The 22,628-nt window shown below is 69.9% G+C and carries 18 protein-coding genes and 1 pseudogene; 13 read left to right on the forward strand and 6 right to left on the reverse strand.

Translation table 11 applies throughout. The annotated features are described in order from the left end of the window. The first annotated feature begins 547 nt into the window (after positions 1–547). From ACK4UM_RS04955 to ACK4UM_RS04965, 3 genes are all read left to right on the forward strand, one after another. On the forward strand, positions 548–1,495 hold the full coding sequence (locus ACK4UM_RS04955; RefSeq protein ID WP_409796440.1) for an ABC transporter permease: 948 nt from the start codon (positions 548–550) through the stop codon (positions 1,493–1,495). A 205-nt stretch (positions 1,496–1,700) separates the two neighbouring features. Further along, a complete protein-coding gene (locus tag ACK4UM_RS04960) occupies positions 1,701–3,584 on the forward strand; it encodes a dipeptide/oligopeptide/nickel ABC transporter permease/ATP-binding protein (RefSeq protein ID WP_409796442.1) in 1,884 nt (627 codons plus the stop codon). A gap of 253 nt (positions 3,585–3,837) precedes the next feature. After that, on the forward strand, positions 3,838–4,806 hold the full coding sequence (locus tag ACK4UM_RS04965; RefSeq protein ID WP_409796444.1) for an ABC transporter ATP-binding protein: 969 nt from the start codon (positions 3,838–3,840) through the stop codon (positions 4,804–4,806). Positions 4,807–5,097: 291 nt separating this feature from the next. On the opposite strand, the gene ACK4UM_RS04970 is transcribed toward ACK4UM_RS04965, so the two are convergent. Beyond that, positions 5,098–5,334, reverse strand: a complete 237-nt coding sequence (locus ACK4UM_RS04970; protein WP_188913449.1) for an Lrp/AsnC ligand binding domain-containing protein — start codon at positions 5,332–5,334, stop codon at positions 5,098–5,100. A 125-nt stretch (positions 5,335–5,459) separates the two neighbouring features. On the opposite strand from ACK4UM_RS04970, the gene ACK4UM_RS04975 reads away from it, so the two are divergent. Next, on the forward strand, positions 5,460–7,403 hold the full coding sequence (locus tag ACK4UM_RS04975) for a glycoside hydrolase family 15 protein (protein WP_409796447.1): 1,944 nt from the start codon (positions 5,460–5,462) through the stop codon (positions 7,401–7,403). 123 nt (positions 7,404–7,526) lie between these two features. Next, a complete protein-coding gene (locus ACK4UM_RS04980; protein WP_409796449.1) occupies positions 7,527–8,063 on the forward strand; it encodes a flavin reductase family protein in 537 nt (178 codons plus the stop codon). 22 nt (positions 8,064–8,085) lie between these two features. On the opposite strand, the gene ACK4UM_RS04985 is transcribed toward ACK4UM_RS04980, so the two are convergent. Next, the gene (locus ACK4UM_RS04985; protein WP_409796451.1) at positions 8,086–8,313 is read right to left on the reverse strand and encodes a hypothetical protein; all 228 of its coding nucleotides are present in this window, start codon (positions 8,311–8,313) and stop codon (positions 8,086–8,088) included. Between the two features lie 249 nt (positions 8,314–8,562). Between ACK4UM_RS04985 and ACK4UM_RS04990 the strand changes: the two are divergent. From ACK4UM_RS04990 to pnp, 3 genes and pseudogenes are all read left to right on the forward strand, one after another. Continuing rightward, a pseudogene (locus ACK4UM_RS04990) lies at positions 8,563–10,975 on the forward strand (transketolase). A gap of 689 nt (positions 10,976–11,664) precedes the next feature. Then, on the forward strand, positions 11,665–11,934 hold the full coding sequence (gene rpsO / locus ACK4UM_RS04995; RefSeq protein WP_409796453.1) for a 30S ribosomal protein S15: 270 nt from the start codon (positions 11,665–11,667) through the stop codon (positions 11,932–11,934). A gap of 244 nt (positions 11,935–12,178) precedes the next feature. Beyond that, a complete protein-coding gene (gene pnp, locus ACK4UM_RS05000; RefSeq protein WP_409796455.1) occupies positions 12,179–14,377 on the forward strand; it encodes a polyribonucleotide nucleotidyltransferase in 2,199 nt (732 codons plus the stop codon). Positions 14,378–14,884: 507 nt separating this feature from the next. Here the strand turns inward: pnp and irr are convergent. Beyond that, a complete protein-coding gene (irr, locus tag ACK4UM_RS05005) occupies positions 14,885–15,349 on the reverse strand; it encodes a Fur family transcriptional regulator Irr (RefSeq protein ID WP_409796457.1) in 465 nt (154 codons plus the stop codon). A gap of 258 nt (positions 15,350–15,607) precedes the next feature. On the opposite strand from irr, the gene fabA reads away from it, so the two are divergent. The 3 genes from fabA to fabI are packed head-to-tail and all read left to right on the forward strand — an operon-like array spanning position 15,608 to position 18,276. Continuing rightward, complete coding sequence (gene fabA, locus ACK4UM_RS05010; protein WP_409796459.1) at positions 15,608–16,141, forward strand: 3-hydroxyacyl-[acyl-carrier-protein] dehydratase FabA; 534 nt, start codon at positions 15,608–15,610, stop codon at positions 16,139–16,141. A 54-nt stretch (positions 16,142–16,195) separates the two neighbouring features. Further along, a complete protein-coding gene (gene fabB / locus ACK4UM_RS05015) occupies positions 16,196–17,419 on the forward strand; it encodes a beta-ketoacyl-ACP synthase I (RefSeq protein WP_409796461.1) in 1,224 nt (407 codons plus the stop codon). A 29-nt stretch (positions 17,420–17,448) separates the two neighbouring features. Beyond that, positions 17,449–18,276, forward strand: a complete 828-nt coding sequence (fabI, locus tag ACK4UM_RS05020; protein ID WP_409796463.1) for an enoyl-ACP reductase FabI — start codon at positions 17,449–17,451, stop codon at positions 18,274–18,276. 272 nt (positions 18,277–18,548) lie between these two features. Here fabI and ACK4UM_RS05025 read toward each other — a convergent pair whose 3' ends face one another. Next, positions 18,549–19,946, reverse strand: coding sequence for an MFS transporter (locus ACK4UM_RS05025; RefSeq protein WP_409796678.1), 1,398 nt, complete (start codon positions 19,944–19,946; stop codon positions 18,549–18,551). A gap of 116 nt (positions 19,947–20,062) precedes the next feature. Between ACK4UM_RS05025 and ACK4UM_RS05030 the strand changes: the two genes are divergently transcribed. Both ACK4UM_RS05030 and kdsA read left to right on the forward strand, forming a co-directional pair. Then, positions 20,063–20,464 carry a DUF350 domain-containing protein gene (locus ACK4UM_RS05030; protein WP_409796465.1) on the forward strand — a complete coding sequence of 134 codons (402 nt, stop codon included), beginning with the start codon at positions 20,063–20,065 and terminating at the stop codon, positions 20,462–20,464. 31 nt (positions 20,465–20,495) lie between these two features. After that, a complete protein-coding gene (kdsA, locus tag ACK4UM_RS05035) occupies positions 20,496–21,371 on the forward strand; it encodes a 3-deoxy-8-phosphooctulonate synthase (protein ID WP_409796467.1) in 876 nt (291 codons plus the stop codon). Positions 21,372–21,380: 9 nt separating this feature from the next. Here the strand turns inward: kdsA and ACK4UM_RS05040 are convergent, their stop codons facing one another. After that, entirely contained in the window at positions 21,381–21,986 is a 606-nt protein-coding gene (locus ACK4UM_RS05040) for a glutathione peroxidase (RefSeq protein ID WP_409796469.1), read from the reverse strand. Between the two features lie 106 nt (positions 21,987–22,092). Continuing rightward, positions 22,093–22,338, reverse strand: a complete 246-nt coding sequence (locus ACK4UM_RS05045; RefSeq protein WP_409796471.1) for a hypothetical protein — start codon at positions 22,336–22,338, stop codon at positions 22,093–22,095. Positions 22,339–22,628: the final 290 nt, after the last annotated feature.

The raw sequence follows: 22,628 nt of genomic DNA on the forward strand, positions 1-22,628 counted from the left end.
AAGTGTCGCCGCGCCTGGTCCAGCTCGGCCGCCGGAGCCCCTTGCGCGCCAAGCCTTTCCCGCCGGTTCCCGCCAAATCCCGGATGATCCCGCCAGGTGCAAGATCATGTGTCACCGTTCACTGCGCATCGCAAAGGAATGGGCAAGGCGCCGCCGCTCTCCTTCCCCTCAGGGGAAGGTGGCCCGGCGCCGAAGGCGACGGGTCGGATGGGGTTTTTCGCAGCGAAGCTGCGAAGGGGCGTTGTCGTAGAGCTGCTTACGTTCGGCGGCTCCCGACGCCCCTTCGCTCCTGCGGAGCGAAAGACCCCATCCGTCTCCGACCCCTGTTCGGGGTCGGAGCCACCTTCCCCTGAGGGGAAGGAGGGGGAGCGTCCTGTTTGCGTCGAAGGCATGCTGGACCCACGATGTACGCACTCCGTAGCCCCGGAGTGGAGGCCGGGTGGGGCCCGCCGGTCCCGCTCCACCTCCACCCCGGCCCCACCCGACCCCTGTCGCTCCGCTCCAGGGGCCACCCTCCCCTTCAGGGAGGGATTTCGCAGCGAGATCCATGCCGCTCTACATCGCCAAACGCCTCCTCGCCCTCGTCCCGATCCTCTTCGGGCTGACCCTGATCGTGTTCGCGATCATGGCGCTGATCCCCGGCGATCCGGCGCGTGCGATCCTGGGCGCCTATGCGACGCCCGAGAACGTGGCGCGGCTCAATGCGCAGCTCGGGCTCGATCGGCCGCTGCCGGTGCAATATCTCACCTGGCTCGGCAACCTTGTGCAGGGCGATCTCGGGCGCTCGGTGAGCCTCAACCGCCCCGTCCTCGACGAGATCACCGAGCGCTTCCGCGCGACCCTGATCCTCGCGGGCGCGGCGCTCGTCCTGTGCTCGATCTTCGGGCTCCTCGCCGGCATCGTCTCGGCGGTGCGGCAATACGGGCTCGCGGACAAGGCGGTGACGCTCCTCGTGCTGGTGGGCATCTCGATGCCCTCCTTCTGGCTCGGCCTGATCCTGATCCTCGTCTTCGCGGTCGAGCTGCGCTGGCTGCCGGCGAGCGGGATGATGTCGATCTTCGGCGGCGGCGACCTCCCCGATCTCCTGCGCCATCTCGCGCTGCCGGCGATCACGCTCGCGGTCGTCGCGACCGGCGTGCTCGCGCGGCTCACGCGCTCGGCGATGCTCGAGGTGCTGCGGCTCGATTTCGTGCGCACCGCCCGCGCCAAGGGCCTGCCCGAGCGCCGGGTTATCTTCATCCACGCCTTCAAGGCCGCGCTCGTGTCGATCATCCCGGTGATCGGCATCCAGGCGGGCTTCGTGCTCGGCGGCGCGGTCTATGTCGAGACCGTGTTCCAATGGCCCGGCATCGGGCGGATGCTCGTCCAGGCGATCGCGGCGCGCGACATCCTGCTCGTCCAGGGCGGCGTGCTCCTCGTCGCGACGTCCTACGTGCTCTTCAACCTGTGCGCGGACATCGCCCAGAGCCTCGTCGACCCGAGGGTGCGGACATGACCCGGATCCCGCGACGCCACCTTGTCCTTCCCCCTTGTGGGGAAGGTGGCTCCGGGCGAAGCCCGGAGACGGATGGGGGTCGTGCAGGATGAAACGACAGGGTGCCTCCTGCACGACCCCCACCCCCGGCCCCTCCCCACAAGGGGGAGGGGAGAAGGTCGAGCTCCTTACCCGCGGTGGCGGCAATTCACGGACCGGCGGCCCGATGCGCTTCCTCGCGCTCCTCCTGCGCAACCGCCTCGCGGGCGCGGGTCTCGTCGTGTTGACGATCATCGTCGCGATCGCGCTTCTCGCCCCGCTCCTGCCGCTGCACCCGCCGAACGTCACCGCGCCCGCGAACCGGCTCCTGCCGCCTCTGTCCGAGAACCATCTTCTCGGCACCGACGAGCTCGGTCGCGATCTTCTCTCGCGGCTCGTCTGGGGCGCGCGCGTCTCGCTGGCGATGGGGATCACCGCCACCCTCGTCGCCGCGCTCGCCGGCTCGACGATCGGCCTCCTCGCCGGCTATTTCGGCGGGCGGCTCGACGCGCTCCTGATGCGCTCGATCGACACGCTGATGGCCTTCCCCTACATCCTCCTCGCGCTCGCCATCGTCGCGGTTCTGGGGCCGGGCCTGATCAACGCGCTCTACGCGGTGGCTATCGTCAACATCCCCTTCTTCGCGCGCGCGATCCGCGGCGTCACGGTCGGGCTGCGCCATCGCGATTTCGTCGACGCCGCCCGGCTCTCCGGCATGAGCCACGCGCGCATCCTCGTCTCCGAGATCCTGCCGAACGTGATGCCCGTGATCGTGATCACGATGTCGACGACGGTCGGCTGGATGATCCTCGAGACGGCGGGGCTCTCCTTCCTCGGGCTCGGCTCGCAGCCGCCCCAGGCCGATCTCGGCTCGATCCTCGGCGAGGGGCGGCGGGTGATGCTCACCGCGCCGCACGTCACGACCGTCGCCGGCGTGACGATCTTCGTGCTCGTCGTGAGCATCAACCTCGTCGGCGACGGCATCCGCGACGCGCTCGATCCGCGCCTGTCGGGCGGCACGCTCGCCCGCCCCGCCCCCGTCACCAGAATCGCGCGCGGCGCGGAAGACGAGGGCGCGCATCCGCCCGCGGAAGAGGCCGCGCTCGCGATCGAGGCGCTCGACACCCGCTTCGAGCTCGACGGGCGCGTGTTCCGCGCGGTCGACGGCGTCTCCCTCGCCATCCGGCCGGGGGAATGCCTCGGGATCGTGGGCGAATCCGGCTCGGGCAAGTCCGTCACCGCGCTCTCGATCCTCGGCCTCGTCCCCTCCCCACCCGGCATCGTGCGCGGCGGGCGCGTCTGGCACGATGGGCGCGACGTGCTCGCGCTGTCCGCCGAGCGGCTGCGGGCTCTGCGCGGCGGGCGGATCGCTTACGTCTTCCAGGACCCGTCGAGCACGCTCCATCCGCTCTTTACCGTCGGCGACCAGATCGTCGAGGCGATCCGCGCCCACCGGCCGCTCTCGCGGGCCAAGGCCTGGGCGGAGGCGGTCGCGCTCATGGAGCGCGTGCGCATCCCCGCCGCCGCCGACCGCGCGCGCGCGCTTCCGCACGAGCTCTCGGGCGGGCAGCGACAGCGCGTCGCGATCGCGATGGCGCTCGCCAACGATCCCGAGATCCTGATCGCCGACGAGCCGACGACGGCGCTCGACGTCACGGTCCAGGCCGAGATCCTGACGCTCCTCGACGATCTGCGCCGCGACCGCGGCCTCGCGCTCGTCTTCATCACGCACGATTTCGGCATCGTCTCGCAGATCTGCGACCGGGTCTGCGTGATGTATGCGGGGCGGATCGTCGAGGAGGGGCCGACCCAGGCGCTCCTCGACGCCCCCGCCCACCCCTATACGCGGCGCCTGATCGGCTGCGTGCCGGTGCTCGGATCGCGCGGGAAGACGCTCGCGCCCATCCCCGGCCTGCCGCCCTCCGTCGACGCCCTCCCCGACGGCTGCGCCTTCGCCCCCCGCTGCGACCGCGCCCGCCCGCAATGCCGCGCGGGGACGATCCCGCTCGACGAGGTCGCGGAGGGGCGAAAGTCGCGGTGTCTATTCGCGAGGGAGGTGCTGGGATCGTGAGGGGGAGATCGCGTGAAATGCGGGGCTGTCATCCCGGGCCGCAAAGCGGACCCGGGACCCATAACCACGACGACCGTCCGAGCGCGCATGCCGCGCTCGCTGCTCGACCTCGCAGCAGCGTCGATCGTCGGAGAAACGCAGCCTGCAGGCTGCGACTGAAGCGTCGTGGATATGGGTCCCGGATCGCCTTCGGCGTCCGGGATGACAGACCCGGAAGGAGACCGGCGGCGCCACCGCAGACGGAGCCCTCCCGATGACGACCCCCATCCTCCAAACCAACGCCCTGTCCAAGACCTTCGGCGGTGGGCGGCGTCTGTTCGGGGGAACCAAGCCCGCCGTGCACGCGGTGTCGGAGGTCTCCCTTTCTGTCGCGCCCGGAAAGACGCTCGGCATCGTGGGGGAATCGGGGTGCGGGAAGTCGACGCTCGCGCGCATGCTGGTCGGCCTTCTGCCGCCGAGCGCGGGCACGATCCGGCTCGCCGGGCACGATCTCGCACAGGCCGCGCGCGAGGGACCGCGCGTCTTCGCGCAGACGATCCAATACGTCTTCCAGGACCCCGCCGCCGCGCTCAACCCCCGCAAGACGATCCGCCAGATCATCGAGGCGCCGCTCGTCCATCTCGCACGAATGGGGGCGCAGGCGCGCGCGGCGCGGGTGGCGGAGGTGATGGCGGCGGTGGGGCTGCGCGAGGATTTCCTCGAGCGCCATCCGCACGCCTTTTCCGGCGGCCAGGCGCAGCGCATCGGCATCGCCCGCGCGCTCGCCGCCGCCCCGCGCATCCTCGTCCTCGACGAGCCGGTCTCGGCCCTCGACGTCTCGATCCAGGCGCAGGTGCTCGCGCTCCTCGCCGATCTGCGCGCGCGGCTCTCGCTGACCTATCTCTTCATCAGCCACGATCTCGCGGTGGTCGAGACGATCGCCGACGAGGTGGCGGTGATGTATTTCGGGCGCGTGGTCGAGACGGGGCCGGTCGATGCCGTCTTCGCGAGCCCGCGCCATCCCTATACGCGGCTCCTCCTCGACAGCGCCCCGAGCCTCGGGCGCCGCGCGCCGGCCCGCATCGCGACGGCCGGCGAGCTCCCCGATCCGACCCGCCCTCCCCCCGGCTGCCCCTTCGCCCCCCGCTGCCCGCGCGCGCGAGACGCCTGCCGCGAGGCGATGCCGCCGCTCGTTTCATCCGGCCCGGGTCGCACGGTCGCGTGCATCGACCCGATCGTGTGAGGGGCGGAGGGCGGCTCTCCTTCCCCTCGGATCTTGTGAGTCTTTCGCCTAGCCCCCCGTCATCCCGGGCCGCGAAGCGGACCCGGGACCCATAAACGCGACGATCTTCCGAGCGCGCATGCCGCGCTCGCTGCACCACCGTGCAGCAGGGTCGATCATTGGAGAAACGCAGCCTATAGGCTGCGACCGACATGTCGTGGATATGGGTCCCGGATCGCCTTCGGCGTCCGGGATGACACCGCGACGGAAGATGATTCCAAGACTGCGCAGGGAAGGAGAGCCCCCCTCCCCTCAAAACGCCTTGAACGTGATCACCGTCTTCGTGTCGTCGATCTCGGGGATCGTCTGCACCTTCTGGGCGACGAAATGGCCGATGTCGACGTCGCGGTCGATGTGGAACTTGGCGAGGATGTCGTAGTCGCCCGCGGTCGAATAGATCTCGGAGGCGATCTCGCGATCGGCGAGCTCGCGCGCGACGTCGTAGGTCTTGCCGAGCTTGCACTTGATCTCGACGAAGAAGGTCTGCACGGCGCGGGCTCCATGGGCTCGATGAGGTCGCCACGCAGGTTTAGGCCCCCTCCCCGCCCCGCGCAAGCGGCCAGGATCGAACGGCCGCGATTGTCGCGCGTTGAGGACGCGAGGAGGATCGCGCCATGTCGTCAGGATATCGTCAGCCGCCGATCGAGGATTACGCCATCATCGGCGATTGCCACGGCTGCGCGCTCGTCTCGAAGGAGGGCGCGATCGACTGGCTCGCGCTGCTGCGCTTCGACGAGGACCCGGCCTTCTTCCGCATCCTCGACGGCGGCGACGGCGGGGACGATCTCGGCGGCGGCGCCTGGGAGATCGCGCCGCGCGACGTGACGCGCATCTCGCGCGCCTACCTGCCGCACACGAACCTGCTGCGCACCGTCTTCGAGACGAAGACCGGGGCGCTCGAGGTGGTCGACTTCATGCCGGTCGGCCGGACGCGGACTGCGAGCGCGCACGATTACGTCAATCTCAACGCGCCGGGCTGGCTCGTGCGCCGCCTCGCCTGCCTCGAGGGCGAGGTCGAGGTCGAGATGCGCATCGCCCCGCGCGGCTCGGGCTTCTCGAAGGAGGGGCTCTCGATCGAGATCGACGGCGACAAGGTCTCCTTCGCGGGCATGCTGCATCTCTGGTGCGGCGGCGACATCGAGCCCCATCGCGGCGGGGTGCGCGTTCGCTACATGCTCAAGCAGGGGCAATCGCGCGATGCGGTGCTCACCCACGTGATGCCCTTGATGGACCCGCGCACGCGCGCGCACGAATGCTACGAGGTCACCTGCGCCTTCTGGCGGGAATGGGCCTCCTATTCGCGCTTCACGGGCAATTACGAGACGGCCGTCGAGCGCAGCGCGCTCGCGCTCAAGCTCCTCACCTATTCCCCCACCGGCGCGCTCGTCGCGGCGGCGACGACCTCGCTGCCGGAATGGATCGGCGGCGTGCGCAATTGGGATTACCGCTTCTGCTGGATCCGCGACGCGACCTTCGCGCTCTACGCGCTGGCCGCGCTCGGCTATAGCGGCGAGGCGGCGCGGTTCTCCGATTTCCTGACGCGGCGCTGCCTGCGCGAGGGCTCGACGATGCGGATCATGTACGGCATCGACGGCCAGCCCTTCCTGCCCGAGCGCTGCCTCGATCACCTCACCGGCTATCACGGCTCGACGCCGGTGCGCGCCGGCAACGAGGCGGCCGAGCAGCTCCAGCTCGACGTGTTCGGCGAGCTCCTCGATTGGGCCGACCTGCGCGTCGCGCTCGGCGCGCGGCTCGACGACGACGAGAACGCCATGGTCGCGCAGATCGCGGATTACGTCTGCAAGAACTGGCACCTCGCCGATCACGGGCTGTGGGAGATGCGCAAGGAGCCCAAGGAATTCGTGCACGGCAAGGCCATGGCCTGGGTCACGCTCGACCGCGCCGCGCGCCTCCTCGGCGACCGGCCGCAATGGGCGAAGACGCGCGAGGCGATCATCGAGTCGATCCGCGCGAAGGGGCTCGCCGGTCAGCCGCCTTATCTGACGCAATATTACGGCACGCGCGACGTCGACGGGGCCCTCCTCCAGGTCCCGATGCTCGGCCTGCCGCTCTCCGACGAGATCCTGGACGCGACCGTCCGCGAAGTGCAGGCGCAGCTCGCCGAGGGCGAGCTCGTCCATCGCTACAAGGGCGACGACGGGCTCCCCGGAGAGGAAGGCGCGTTCATGATCACGAGCTTCTGGCTCGTCGAGGCGCTCCTCATCGTGGGTCGGCCGAACGAGGCGCGCGAGGCCTTCGAGAAGCTGCTCGCGCGGGCGAACGACGTCGGGCTCTATTCCGAAGAGGTCCATCCGAAGACGGGGGCCTTCCTCGGCAATTTCCCGCAGGCCTTCACCCATCTCGCGCTGATCTCGGCGGCGACCTCGCTGCACCTGCACGAGGTCGGCGGCGTGGACTACGTGCGCGGGTCCTACACCGATCGCGCGAAGCGGCTCGTCGGTGCGACGGAGGGCATCAAGGGGGTCGTCTACTCGGCTCTGCGCAACGGCTCGGTCAAGATCTTCTCCTCGAAGGACTCGATTCTCGCCTTCGATTGAGCCGTTCGCGGCCGCGCGCCGCCACGATCCGGCCTTCTTCCCCTTTCTTCGGCGCGGGGGAGGCCCATATTGGGGTTGCGTCGCCGCCGGGGCGGCGCTCGTCGCCGCGACCGGGATGCACCCTTGACCACTCGCCCCATGCCCGCCCAATTGACCGCCGACATCCTCGACGGCCACGACACCGTGGATTCCGATCGCTTTCGGGAGGGGATGAGCCGCGTCGCGGGTGCCGTGCACGTGGTGGCGACGCGGGCGGCGTCCGGCCGCGCGGGCTTCACGGCGACCGCCGTCACCGCCGTCTCCGACCACCCGCCGAGCCTTCTCGTCTGCGCCAATGCCGGCTCGGAGAGCGCCCGATCGGTGATCGAGGCGGGGATCTTCAGCGTCAACACGCTCGCCTGGGACGACGAACCGCTCGCGAGCGTGTTCGCCGGCCGCACGGAATTGCGCGGCGAGGCGCGCTTCGACGACGACCGCTGGCAGACGCTGGAGACCGGAGCCCCGATCCTCGACGGCGCTCTCGTCGCCTTCGATTGCCGGGTCGTCTCGGCCGAGATCGTCGGCACCCATCACGTGGTGATCGGTGCCGTCGTCGGCGTTCGCATCGGCCGCGGCGGGCGCGCCCTCGTCTATCGCGACCGGCGTTTTCAGGGCGTCTGAGCGTCGGCACCGACGCTCGACGTCAGCGCGAGACGCGCGCGTCGCCTTCGAGGATCTTCCACATCAGGACGAGACGCGCGGCGCGATTGTCCTCGAGCGCGTCTTCGAGATCGACGCGACGGTCCTCGTCCTCTCCCTCGCAGCCGGCGAGGCTCTGCGCGAGCGCGTCGCGATGGCGGGCGAGGTCGCTATAGGCGCGGCACTTGTCCAGAAAGTCGTCCGCGTCGAGAAGAGGCGGCATTCCATGCATGAGCGCTGTTCCGCGCCCCCGATTCGCGGCCCCTTCCGGGCCTTGTCGCTTTGCGGCCATCCTATGCACCGGTCTCCTCTCCTGCCAACAGCTTATGTTAGAACCGCTTTTCGACTCTTGCGCGATTTCGTGCCCGAATCGACGGTCCGGGCCCGGCGGGGCGCCTCGATGGCGCATTTTTCGCGCGGGATGAAGCTTTCTTTTCGCGCAGATCGGCTATGGTCGCCCTGCGCCACGCACGGAGCAAGCATGTCCGAGACACCCGCCCGGGGTTCGCACGACCCCCGCCTGCCCTTCCTCGCCGCGCTCGAGCGCAAGGTCCTGTGGCTGTCCGCGTGGACGATCCACAACGCCAACCACCTGCGCGAGAGCGTCGACGGCTTGAAGGTCGGCGGGCACCAGGCCTCCTCGGCCTCGCTCGCGACGATCATGACCGCGCTCTATTTCGCCGCCCTGCGCCCGCAGGATCGCGTCGCCGTCAAGCCGCATGCGAGCCCCGCCTTCCACGCCATCCAGTACCTGCTCGGCAACCAGACGCGCGACAAGCTCGAGCGCTTCCGCGGCTACAAGGGCGCGCAATCCTATCCCTCGCGCACCAAGGACGGCGACGACGTCGATTTCTCGACCGGCTCGGTGGGGCTCGGCGTCGCGCAGACGCTGTTCGCGAGCCTCGTGCAGGATTACGTGAAGGCGCACGGCTGGGCGGCGGAGCGTCCGGAGGGCCGCATGATCGCCCTCGTCGGCGATGCCGAGATGGACGAGGGCAACATCTTCGAGGCGCTGCTCGAGGGCTGGAAGCAGGGCGTCCGCAACACCTGGTGGATCGTCGACTACAATCGCCAGAGCCTCGACGCGGTGATCCGCGAGGGGCTCTACGCGCGCTTCGAGGCGATCTTCCGCGCCTTCGGCTGGGAGGTGGTGACGCTCAAATACGGCGTGCTGCTCGAGGCGGCCTTCCGCGAGGAGGGCGGCGAGCGGCTGCGGGAATGGATCGACACCTGCCCGAACCAGCTCTATTCCGCGCTGACCTTCCAGGGCGGCGCCGCCTGGCGCAAGCGTCTCCTCGACGACATCGGCGACCAGGGCCCCGTCTCGGCGCTGATCGACCGCCGCTCCGACGACGAGCTCGCGCGGCTGATGACCAACCTCGCCGGCCACGATCTGCCGACCCTGCTCGAAGCCTTCGAGCGCATCGACCACGACCGCCCCGTCGTCTTCATCGCCTACACGATCAAGGGCTTCGGCCTGCCGCTCGCGGGGCACAAGGACAATCATGCGGGCATGATGACGCCCGCGCAGATGGAGGTGTTCCGTAAGGGAATGGGCGTGCGCGAGGGGCACGAATGGGAGCCCTTCGAGGGGCTCTCCCTGCCGCGCGCCGAGCTCGAGCGCTTCCTCGCGCAGGTGCCCTTCGCGGCCCAGGGGCGGCGTCGGCTCGCCGCGCCGACCCTGCCGGTGCCCGAGCGCCTCGCCGAACCGCGCCAGCAGACCCTCTCGACGCAAGCCGGCTTCGGCCTCGTCCTACGAGCTCGCGCGCTCGGACGAGGCGCTCGCGCAGCGCATCGTGACGACCGCGCCGGACGTGACCGTCTCGACCAATCTCGGACCCTGGGTGAACCGCCGCGGGCTCTTCGCGCGCGAGAGCCTCGCCGACACCTTCAAGGCGGAGCGCATCCCCTCGACCTTCGCGTGGGAATACAAGCCGTCGGGCCAGCACATCGAGCTCGGCATCGCGGAGATGAACCTGTTCATCCTCCTCTCCGCGCTCGGGCTCTCGCATGCGCTCTTCGGCGAGCGGCTGATCCCGATCGGGACGCTCTACGACCCGTTCATCGCGCGCGGGCTCGATGCGCTCAATTACGCCTGCTACCAGGACGCGCGCTTCATCCTGGTGGCGACGCCGTCGGGCGTGACGCTCGCGCCGGAGGGCGGCGCGCACCAGTCGATCGGCACGCCGCTGATCGGGCTCGCCCAGGACGGGCTCGCCTCGTTCGAGCCCGCCTTCGTCGACGAGCTCTCCGCCATCCTGCGCTTCGCCTTCGACTACGTGCAGCGCGACGGCGACGCCGAGCCCGATCCGCGCTCCTGGCTGCGGGACGAGACCGGCGGCTCGGTCTATCTGCGGCTGTCCACGCGCGCCCTCGAGCAGCCGACGCGCACGATGACGCCGGCGCTCTCCCGCGACGTGGTGGACGGCGCCTATTGGATGCGCGAGCCCGGGCCCAATTGCGAGCTCGTCGTCGCATATACGGGGGCCGTCGCGCCCGAGGCGATCGCGGCGGTCGGGTTGATGGCCGAGGACCGGCGCGACATCGGGCTCCTCGCGGTGACGAGCGCCGACCGGCTCAATGCCGGCTGGACCGCCGCGCAGCGCGCCCGCGAGGGCGGCGTCGCCCATGCGCGGTCGCATGTCGAGCGGCTCCTCGGCGATCTTCCGCCGCATTGCGCGCTGGTCACGGTGATCGACGGTCACCCGGCGACGCTCGCCTGGCTCGGCGCCGTCGCCGGCCACCGCACGCGCTCGCTCGGCGTCGAGCATTTCGGCCAGACCGGCACCATCGCCGACCTCTACCGCCATTTCGGCATCGACACGCAGGGCATCGTCGAGGCCGCCCAAGCCATGGCCCCCGGCCGCCCCATCCGCCACCTGCGCGCGATCTGAGGGTGCGCTGCGCGTGATCCCTCCCCGGAGGGGAGGGTGGCCCTTCGAGCGCAGCGAGAAGGGCCGGGCGGGGCCCGGGTGGCAGATTTCCCACCGCCGTCATTCCGGGCTCGCTTCGCGCCCCGGAATGACGGCGTAGAGATTCTTCCAAGGCATTGCGATCCCTGAGAGCCTGTGAATCCTCCGAAGGCTGTCATCCCGGGCCGCGAAGCGGACCCGGGACCCATATCCACGACGACAAGTCCGAGCGCGCATGCCGCGCTCGTTCCGCTACCGTCGGGAAGCTTCCGTTTGAGAAACGCAGCCTACAGGCTGCGACTGAGATGTCGTGGATATGGGTCCCGGATCGCCTTCGGCGTCCGGGATGACACCGCAACAAAAGACTTTCAAACGCTGAGGGGAAGGAGAGCGGCGGCGCCTCGTCCTCCCTTGCTTCGCGCAGATCGCGATGCGTGAACCTCCCTCCCCTCCGGGGAGGGATGCGCGCGCGAGGGGGAGACGGGCCCCGCGCCTTTTGTCTGGAATCCCGCGAGAATTCGTCTATGGTCCGCGCGACGCGTTCCCCGCCTCGGGGAGGGCGCGCGCTCGCGTGACCACGCTGGACGACATCCCGGCCTGGCCTGCGCGGCGTGCCGGAGCGGCCTCGAGCCGCATTCCGGATCCATCATCGAGAACGAAAGGACTGCCCGATGTCGATCACCGCCGAGCGCAAGGCCGCGCTCATCAAGGAATATGCCCGCGAGGCCAACGATACCGGCTCCCCCGAGGTGCAGGTCGCGATCCTCACGGAGCGCATCACCAACCTTACCGGCCACTTCAAGAGCCACGCCAAGGACAACCATTCCCGCCGCGGCCTCCTGAAGCTCGTCTCGCAGCGTCGCTCGCTGCTCGACTATCTGAAGCGCTGCGACGAGGGCCGCTACCGCACCCTCATCGAGCGTCTCGGCATCCGCCGCTGATCCGCCTCGGAGCGCCGCGGACCCTCCGCGGCGCTCCGTCGCACCCGTCCCGTCGGCACCGTGCCGACGCGGCGTCCCCCTCGCGAACGGGAACGTCCCGTGCGCGTTCGACCGGGGCGCGGGCGACGGCCATGGACGAGATCGCCGGGGGCTCTTCGCGCCGTTTGAAGCGGCGCTAGCCGGGAGCCCCCCGCCGTCTTGCCCATGGCGTCTTCCGAGAGCCCGACCGACCGAAGGCAGACACATGTTCGACATTCAACGCGAAGAGCTGATCTGGGCGGGCCGCAAGCTCGTCCTCGAGACGGGCAAGATGGCCCGTCAGGCGGACGGCGCCGTCCTCGCCACCTACGGCGAGACGACCGTGCTCGCCACCGCCGTCGCGGCCAAGGAGCCGAAGCCCGGCATCGACTTCATGCCGCTGACCGTCAACTACCAGGAGCGCACCTACGCCGCCGGCCGCATTCCCGGCGGCTTCTTCAAGCGCGAGGGCCGCCCGAGCGAGAAGGAGACGCTCGTCTCCCGTCTCATCGACCGCCCGATCCGCCCGCTCTTCCTCGACGGCTGGCGCAACGACACCCAGGTGATCGTGACCGTCCTCTCGCACGATCTCGAGAACGACCCCGACATCGTCGCGATGGTCGCGGCCTCCGCGGCGCTGACCCTCTCGGGCGTGCCCTTCATGGGCCCGGTCGGCGCCGCGCGCGTCGGTTACGTCGGCGGCAATTTCGTGCTCAACCCCACCCTCCAGCAGATGGAGGAGACGGAGCTCGACCTCGTCGTCGCGGGTACGGGCGACGCCGTGCTGATGGTCGAATCCGAGGCGAAGGAACTGTCCGAGGACGTCCTCCTCGGCGCCGTGATGTTCGGCCACAAGCACTTCCAGCCGGTCATCGAGGCGATCGTCCGCCTCGCCGAGAAGGCGGCCAAGGAGCCGCGCGACTTCTCGCCGCCGGATCTCGACGAGGTGATGAAGGCCGTGCTCGAGATCGCCGAGAGCGATCTGCGCGAGGCCTACAAGATCACCGAGAAGCAGGCCCGGTACGTCGCCGTCGACGCCGCCAAGGCCAAGGTGATGGCCGCGCTCTGCCCGGCCGACGGCGAGGCCCGCTTCGAGGCCGAGAAGGTCAAGGCGACCTTCAAGGAGGCGCAGGCGAAGGTCGTGCGCTGGAACATCCTCGACACCGGCATCCGCATCGACGGCCGCGACGTGAAGACCGTCCGTCCGATCGTCGCCGAAGTCGGCGTGCTGCCGCGCACCCACGGCTCGGCGCTCTTCACCCGCGGCGAGACGCAGGCGCTCGTCGTCGCGACGCTCGGCACCGGCGAGGACGAGCAGTTCATCGACGAGCTCGAGGGCACCCGCAAGGAGGCCTTCCTCCTGCACTACAACTTCCCGCCCTTCTCGGTGGGCGAGACGGGCCGCGTCGGCTCGCCCGGCCGTCGCGAGATCGGCCACGGCAAGCTCGCCTGGCGCGCCATCCACCCGATGCTGCCGCCCGCCCACGAGTTCCCCTACACGATCCGCGTCGTCTCGGAGATCACCGAGTCGAACGGCTCCTCGTCGATGGCGACCGTCTGCGGCGCGTCGCTCTCGCTGATGGATGCGGGCGTGCCGCTGCGCAACCCGGTCGCCGGCATCGCCATGGGCCTCATCCTCGAGGGCGAGCGCTTCGCGGTGCTCTCCGACATCCTCGGCGACGAGGACCATCTCGGCGACATGGACTTCAAGGTCGCCGGCACGCAGGCGGGCATCACCTCGCTGCAGATGGACATCAAGATCGCCGGCATCACCGAGGAGATCATGCGCGTCGCCCTCGACCAGGCCAAGGGCGGCCGCGACCACATCCTCGCCGAGATGTCGAAGGCGCTCACCGCGCCGCGCGCCGAGCTCGGCGAGCACGCCCCGCGCATCGAGGTGATGAAGATCCCCACCGACAAGATCCGCGAGGTGATCGGCACGGGCGGCAAGGTGATCCGCGAGATCGTCGAGAAGACCGGCGCCAAGATCAACGTCGAGGACGACGGCACGGTCAAGATCGCGTCTTCCGACGGCAAGGCGATCAAGGCGGCCTACAATTGGATCCGCTCGATCGTGGCCGAGCCCGAAGCGGGCGCGATCTACGAGGGCAAGGTCGTCAAGGTGATGGAGTTCGGCGCCTTCGTGAACTTCTTCGGTTCGCGCGACGGCCTCGTCCACATCTCCGAGCTCGCCGCCCAGCGCGTCGCCAAGGTGACGGACGTGGTCAAGGAGGGCGACACCGTCAAGGTGAAGTTCCTCGGCAACGACGATCGCGGCAAGGTGCGCCTGTCCATGCGGATGGTGAACCAGGAGACCGGCGAGGAGATCGAGCCCCCGGCTCGCGCCCCGCGCGCCGAGAACGAGGACGGCGAGGGCGGCGACGACCGTCGCGCCCGCCGCGGCGGCCGTCGCGATCGCGACTGATCGCGCGACCGCTCGCCGAGCGGGAGACAATGGACGCGGCCCTCACGGGGCCGCGTTTTTCTTTTTGGTGCAGGCCTCTGGGGTAGAGAGCTCTCGTGCCCTGGGAAGGTTGTCGTCTCGAAGCCGCTCCTCCGTGTCATCCCCGGCCGGAGCACGCGGAGCGTGCGCAGGGGAAGGGGACCCAGCGCACAAGATGCTTGCGGAGCAAGCACTTGTGGCGGCGACGAGCCGCCTCGTCGGCGGCATCTCGAGCGCCTTCGGCGCAGAATCGGTCGCGGGGTCCCCTTCCCCTGCGCGCCTTCGGCGCTCCGGCCGGGGATGACACCGACGGTGCCGCTCCACGAAAGAAATCGCTGCTCGGACGTCGAAGGACGTCCCTCGCGGCAGGCGCGATCGACTCGATAGCCGGCTTCGGAGCTTGTCGAAGGTTGCGATTGCCCGAACGAAGAACGCCCGCCCCGAGCGATCGGGACGGGCGCCGAATTCGCGCGGAGCGGGAGCGGCGCGTCAGCGCTTGCGGCGGAGGCGAACCACCACGTCGACGCGGGCGACCTCGTAGCCCTCCGGCGGCTCCGGCACGTCGAGCACGGTGACGTCGGTGGCGGGCACGTCCATCAGCTCTTCCTCGCCCTCGACGAAGAAGTGGTGGTGGTCGCTCGGATTGGTGTCGAAATAGGCCTTCGAGCCGTCGACGGCGAGCTGGCGCAGGAGGCCCGCCTCGGTGAATTGGTGGAGCGTGTTGTACACGGTCGCGAGCGAGACCGGCACGCGCGCGCGCATCGCCTCCTCGAACAGCATCTCGGCGGTGATGTGCCGGTCGCCCCCGCCGAACAGGAGCCAGCCGAGCGAGACGCGCTGGCGGGTCGGCCGCAGGCCCGAGCGGCGGAGCTTGTCGCGCAGCTCCGACAGCGGGCAACCCCGGCGTCCGGCCATGGCACCGCTCTGGGCGGCATTGGTGACGGTCTGATCCATGTTTTCGCTCGTTGCGCCTCGTCGATGCAGCCCGCCACGCTCCCGCTTCTGGGGAACGCGCCGCGCCCGGCGATCGTTCTCTTATTCATAGGGCGTGCACGCGTCCATCGCAACCCGTCGAACCACGGACGTCGGCGCCGCACCGGGGTTTACGGCCGCGTTTGCGGTATGGGAAACGTGTGTTAGGGAATGCCCGAGTCGAAGGAGAAGGCGCTGCGTCGTATCGCAGCGCACAGACAGAGGACGCGTGCCACGCCCATGACCGACGCCACAGCCGCCCGCCAGTCCGCTTTCACCTACGAGGAGCTCCTCGCCTGCGGGCGCGGCGAATTGTTCGGCGCGGGCAACGCGCAGCTCCCGCTGCCGCCGATGCTGATGTTCGACCGCATCACCTCGATCGGCGAGGACGGCGGCGCCTACGGCAAGGGCCACGTCCGCGCCGAGCTCGACATCCGCCCGGACCTCTGGTTCTTCGAGTGTCACTTCAAGGGCGATCCGGTCATGCCGGGGTGCCTCGGCGTCGACGCGCTCTGGCAGCTCGTCGGCTTCCATCTCGGCTGGCTCGGCGCGGAGGGGCGCGGGCGGGCGCTCGGCGTCGGGGAGGTGAAGTTCACCGATCAGGTCTTGCCGAGCGTCGGCCGCGTGGTCTACGGCGTCGACCTCAAGCGCGTCTTCCGCTCGAAGCTGGTGCTCGGCATCGCCGACGGCTTCCTGGAGGCGGACGGGCGGCGCATCTACGAGGCCAAGGACCTGCGCGTCGGCCTGTTCCAGGCGGCACCCGCAGGCGGCTGAAGTCAGGGGGCGCCGCTCGGCGCGGCGCTTCGCACAGGGAGGAAAGGACCGGGCATGAGACGCGTCGTCGTCACCGGCATGGGAATCGTGTCGTCCATCGGCAGCAACGCCCCCGCGGTGCTGGAGAGCCTGCGCGCGGGCCGCTCGGGCATCGTCCACGCGGAGGACTACGCCCGCCTCGGCTTCCGCTGCCAGGTGCACGGCGCGCCCGACGTCGATATCGAATCGCTCGTCGACCGGCGCGCGATGCGCTTCCACGGCCGCGGCACGGCCTGGAACCACATCGCGATGGACGAGGCGATCCGCGACGCGGGCCTCGAGCCCCACGAGATCTCGCACGAGCGCACCGGCATCATCATGGGCTCCGGCGGCCCCTCGACGCGCGTGATCGTCGAGGCCGCCGCGATCACCGAGGCGAAGGGTCCCAAGCGGATCGGCCCGTTCGCGGTGCCCAAGGCGATGTCCTCGACCGCCTCGGCGACGCTCGCGGTCTGGTTCAAGATCAAGGGCGTGAATTATTCGATCTCCTCCGCCTGCGCGACCTCGAACCATTGCATCGGCAACGCCTACGAGACGATCGCGATGGGCCGCCAGGACGTGATGTTCGCCGGCGGCTGCGAGGATCTCGACTGGACGATGTCGAACCTGTTCGACGCGATGGGCGCGATGTCGTCGAAGTACAACGACCGCCCGGCCTCCGCCTCGCGCGCCTACGACGTGAATCGCGACGGTTTCGTCATCGCCGGCGGCGCGGGCGTGCTGGTGCTCGAGGAGCTGGAGCACGCCAAGGCGCGCGGCGCCAAGATCTACGGCGAGATCGCGGGCTACGGCGCCACATCGGATGGCTACGACATGGTCGCCCCCTCGGGCGAGGGCGCGGTGCGCTGCATGCGCCAGGCGCTCTCGACCGTGAAGGTGCCCGTCGACTACGTGAACCCGCACGCCACCTCGACCCCCGTCGGCGACGAGAAGGAGATCGAGGCGCTGCGCGAGGTCTTCGGCGCGGGCGACAAGTGCCCGCCGATCTCGGCCACGAAGTCGCTCACCGGCCATTCGCTCGGCGCGACCGGCGTGCAGGAGGCGATCTACTCGCTCCTGATGATGAACAACGACTTCATCTGCGCCTCCGCCCATATCGAGGAGCTCGACCCCGCCTTCGCCGACATGCCGATCGTGCGCGAGCGCCGCGACGGGGTGTCGATCGGCTGCGTGCTCTCGAATTCCTTCGGCTTCGGCGGCACCAACGCGACCATCGTGATGAAGCGGCTCGAGGCGTGAGCGCGCCGGAGAGCGGGGGAGACTTTATCTTGAGCGATCTGATGCGCGGCAAGCGCGGCCTCGTCATGGGCGTCGCGAACGATCATTCCATCGCCTACGGCATCGCGAAGGTGCTCGCCGCCCACGGCGCCGAGCTCGCCTTCACCTATCAGGGCGAAGCGCTGGGCAAGCGGGTGACGCCGATCGCGAAATCGCTCGGCTCGGACCTCGTCGTGCCCTGCGACGTGGAGGATCTCGCCAGCGTCGACGCCGCCTTCGCGCGGCTCGACGAGGCCTGGGGGGGCAAGCTCGATTTCGTCGTCCACGCGATCGGCTTCTCCGACAAGAGCGAGCTCAAGGGCCGCTATGTCGACGCGACGACGCGGGAGAATTTCCAACGCACGATGACGATCTCGTGCTTCTCGTTCACGGAGGTCGCGCAGCGGGCGATCAAGCGCATGGGGCCGGGCGGCACGCTGCTCACGCTCACCTATGCCGGCTCGACGCGGGTGATGCCCAATTACAACGTGATGGGCCTCGCCAAGGCCGCGCTCGAGGCCTCCGTGCGCTATCTCGCCAACGATCTCGGGCCCGACGGCATCCGCGTGAACGCGATCTCCGCCGGCCCGGTGCGCACGCTGGCGGGCGCCGGCATCGCCGATGCCCGCCAGATGTTCTCCTACCAGAAGGCGAACGCGCCCCTGCGCCGCACCGTCTCTCTCGACGATATCGGCGGCGCGGCGCTCTACCTCCTCTCCGACCTCTCCGGCGGCGTCACCGGCGAGATCCACTACGTCGATTCCGGCTACAACATCGTCTCGATGCCCCGCATCGAGGTGCTGAAGGCGCAGGAAGCGGCGGGCGTGATGGGGGAGTGAGGGGGGCTCCCTCGGTTCGTGGACGCCTCCCAGGGCGAATGCTCCAGAGGTGTCATCCCCGGCCGGAGCACGCGCAGCGTGCGGAGGGGAAGGGGACCCAGCATGAGAATCGCTTGCGAAGCAAGCTCTTGCGGCGGCGTCCAGCCGCCTCGTCGGTGGCGCGATAGTGTGCTGCGCACATGTCTTGTGCTGGGTCCCCTTTCCCTCCGGTCGCAAGCGACCTCCGGCCGGGGATGACACCGGTGAGCGGCTCCAGACCAACCGCGAATGATCTAAGCACCCCCACCCCGCCCGTGCCCCGACATCTCCGCGCCCGCGTCCGCGTCGAGCCGCGCGAAGGGGATCAACGCGAGCGCCGAGACGAAGGCCACGAACAGGAAGGCCGGCGTGAAGTCGGCGGTGACGATCCGCTCGTGACCGGCGAGCGCGCTCGCGCCTTCGAGGGCGAAGGCGGCGATGGTCACGCCCATGGCGAGCGAGACCTGCTGGGCGACGCTGGTGAGCGCGGTGGCCGCGCTCATGTCCCGCCGCACGACGTCGGCGAAGGCGACGGCGTTGAGCGCGGTGAATTGCAGCGAGCGCGCGCAGCCGCCGATCACGAGGAGCCCGAGCATCACGGCATAGGGCGTGTCCGGCCGGAAGGCCGCCATCACCGCGATGAAGGCCGCGCAGACGAGCGCGTTCCAGACGAGCACCGTGCGGAAGCCGAAGGCGCGCAGGATGCGTGCGGCGAGCGCCTTCATGAAGATCGCCCCGACCGCCGCCGCGAAGGTGATCATGCCCGACTGGAAGGGGTCGAGCCCGAAACCGAGCTGCAGCATCAGCGGCAGGAGGAAGGGGATCGCGCCGACCCCGAGCCGGAACAGCGAGCCGCCGATCACGCCGGCCCGGAAGGTCGGTATGCTCATGAGGCCGATCGGCAGGACCGGATGCGCGACGCGGCCCACATGGCGCGCGTAGAGCGCGAGCAGGGCGAGCCCCGAGAGGAAGCAGGCGAGCGAGGCCTCCCAGGTCAGGAGATAGAGCCCCGCCGTCGCGAGCCCGAGCATCAGGAGCGCGAGGCCGATCGCGATCATCAGGTAGCCGGCGAGATCGAAGGGCGGCACCTCCGGCTCGCGGACGTTCTCGATGAAGATCGTCGCGAGCACCATGCCGAGGAGGCCGATCGGCACGTTGATCACGAAGATCAGCCGCCAGGAGGCGTAGGTGGTGATGAAGCCGCCGAGCGGCGGTCCGATGACGGGGCCGATCAGGGCCGGCACGGTCAGGAAGGCGAGCGTGCCGACGAGCTCGCGCTTGGGAATGCCGCGCAGGAGGACGAGCCGGCCGACGGGCACCATCATCGCCCCGCCCATGCCCTGCAGGAAGCGCGCGCCGACGAACCAGCCGAGCGAATCCGCGAAGGCGCAGGCGAGCGAGCCCGCCACGAACACGCCGAGCGCCGCGCGGAAGATCGTGCGCGCCCCGAACCGGTCCGCCATCCAGCCGCTCGCCGGGATGAACACCGCAAGCGCGATGAGATAGGAGGTGATCGCGAGCTTGAGCGCGATCGGATCCTCGCCGAGATCGGCCGCGATCGCCGGCAGCGCGGTGGCGATGACGGTGGAATCCGTCGTCTCCATGAAGAGCGCGGTGGCGATGATCATCGGGACGATGCGGCGGTGACGCAACACTTCTCTTCGCTCGTGTCTCTGCGGCTGCGGCGGGCGGCCGCGGGCTCTATGCTGCGCGGGGCCGAATCAGGCCCGCCAGCCTTCCCACGATTCGCACCCGGATCCTACGCGCGATGTCGCCAATCCTCTCCGTGCTCCCCTCGTTCCTCCTCGACTTCACGGTCGCGATCGCGCTGTCGGTGCTCTACATCGCGGTCTACACCCTCGCCACCGCGCACAACGAGTTCGCACTCATCCGCCGCAACGTGCCGGCGGCCAGCGTCTCGCTCGGCTTCAGCCTCGTCGGCTTCGCGATCCCGTTGTCGAGCGCGATGATCTTCTCGGAGACCTTCATCGATCTCGCGCTGTGGGGGCTCGTCGCGCTCGTCGTGCAGATCGTGGTCTACGGTCTCGTGCGGCTCGCGATCCCGGATCTCTCGCCGCGCATCGCCCGCGGCGAGATCGCGCCCGCGCTCTTCCTCGGCGCGGCGAGCGTGGCGGCGGGGCTCGTCAACGCATCCGCGATGCGGTTTTGACGCGCGGGCGCGAACGCGCTAGAGCCGCGCCATGAGCGCTCGAGACACCTCCCCCGCCCCCGCCCCCGCCCCCGCCCCCTCCCCCGTCGTCGCCGCCGGCTCGGTCCGCTTCGGCAACGACCTGCCGCTCGCCGTCATCGCGGGTCCGTGCGCAATGGAGAGCCGGGAGCACGCGCTGGAGATGGCGCACGCGCTCGCCGAGATCGCCGCGCGCCTGTCGCTGCCCCTCGTCTTCAAGGCGAGCTTCGACAAGGCGAACCGCACCTCGTCGGGGAGCGCGCGCGGCATGGGGCTCGCGGCCGCCCTGCCGGTCTTCGCGGAGGTGCGCGAGCGCTACGGCCTGCCGACGCTCACCGACGTGCATGAGATCGAGCAATGCGCGCCCGTGGCGGAGGCCGTCGACATCCTCCAGATCCCGGCCTTCCTCTGCCGCCAGACGGATCTCCTCGTCGCCGCCGCGCGCACGGGGCGGGTCGTGAACGTCAAGAAGGGGCAGTTCCTGGCGCCCTGGGACATGGCGAACGTGATCGCCAAGGTGGTGGGCGCCGGCAATCCGAACGTGCTCGCGACCGAGCGCGGCGCCTCGTTCGGCTACAACACGCTCGTGTCGGACATGCGCGCCCTGCCGATCATGGCGCAGACGGGCGCGCCGGTGATCTTCGACGCGACCCATTCCGTCCAGCAACCCGGCGGCCAGGGCACGACATCGGGCGGTCAGCGCGAATTCGTGCCGGTTCTCGCCCGCGCGGCGGTCGCGGTCGGCGTCGCCGGCGTCTTCATCGAGACGCACGAGGCCCCCGAGCGCGCGCCCTCGGACGGTCCGAACATGGTGCCGCTCGCCGAGCTCGAGCCGCTGCTCGCGCAGCTCCAGGCCTTCGACGCGCTGGCGAAGGGGCGCCGCGGCTGATCGAACCCCTCAGCTCCCCTGCCCCACGAGCCGCTCGATGGCGGCGATGACGCGCGGGTCCGTCGGCTCGGTGGTGGTGGCGAAGGTCGCGGATATGCGGCCGTCGGGGCCGATCAGGTATTTGTGGAAGTTCCAGCGCGGAGCCTCGCCCGGACGCTCGCGCGCCGCCCAGCGGTAGAAGGGATGGGCCTGCGCCCCGCGCACGGAGGAGATCTCCGCCATCGGGAAGGTGACCCCGAAGCGGCCTTGGCAGAAGGCGGCGACGGCCGCGTTGTCGTCGAGTTCCTGCCGGAAATCGTTCGACGGCACGCCGATCACGACGAGCCCCCGCTCGCCGAAGCGTTCGTGCAGCGTCTGCAACCCGGCGAGCTGTCCGGTGAAGCCGCAGCGCGAGGCGGTGTTGACGACGAGGATCGGGCGCCCGGCGAATGCGGCGAGATCGATCCGCCCGCCCTCGATGCCGGCAAAGGAGAAGGCGTGGGCGGTGGGACTGGAGACGGCGTCGCCCGCCTGCGCGCGCGGAGCCGTCGCGGCCAACGCGACGCTCGCGAGCATCGCGGCAGGGACGAGGAGAGCCGATCGGATCAGGGAGCGGCGCAGGATCGAGGGCGTCATCGCAATCTCCGGCAGGCGGGCCCGCAAGGAGATGGCGCGCGCCGCCGCGCCGCCAAGACGCACGTGCCGCGACAATGCGGCGCGCTGCCGCCGCGCTTCGATGCGGTCAATAGGCGAGAAAGAGCCCGCAGGCCGCTGCGGCGCCGGCCGTGAGCCAGATCGCGCGCGAGGAGACGCGCCAGGGCTTCGCGCGAAGCGTCGCGACCTCGGCCTCGTCCGCGCTGTAGGCGAAGGCTTCGCCCGCCGATTGCGCGGCCCGGCGCAGATGCGAGGCCTGCACGTCCTGCCCCAGCGCCTCGGACGCCACCCGTGCGCGCCGCCGCTCCCGCTCCATCACAGTCGCCGGTCTCATGCCCCGACCTCCCGCCGATCGCGTTCCCTGTTTTCGGTCAACGCGGCTCGATCCGTTTCGCTCCGTGAAGAAGCGTAGCATTCGTTCGTTAACGCCGCGACGACGGATTAGCACGGATGCGAATTCGCTTCCCGCGCATCCCGAAACGGTCGCGCGGCACCGTGGTGCTCCTGCCGGACCGCGGCGCTCGCGCCACCTCAGGATGAAAACCGCGCCCGAGAACGTGCAAATTTGGATTGCAAACTACACGCAATCCGGGCATCCTGCGAGCGTGGCCGGACGAGACGGCC

Origin of the sequence: Salinarimonas sp. (genome assembly GCF_046292825.1) — a bacterium.
GTDB lineage: Bacteria > Pseudomonadota > Alphaproteobacteria > Rhizobiales > Beijerinckiaceae > Salinarimonas.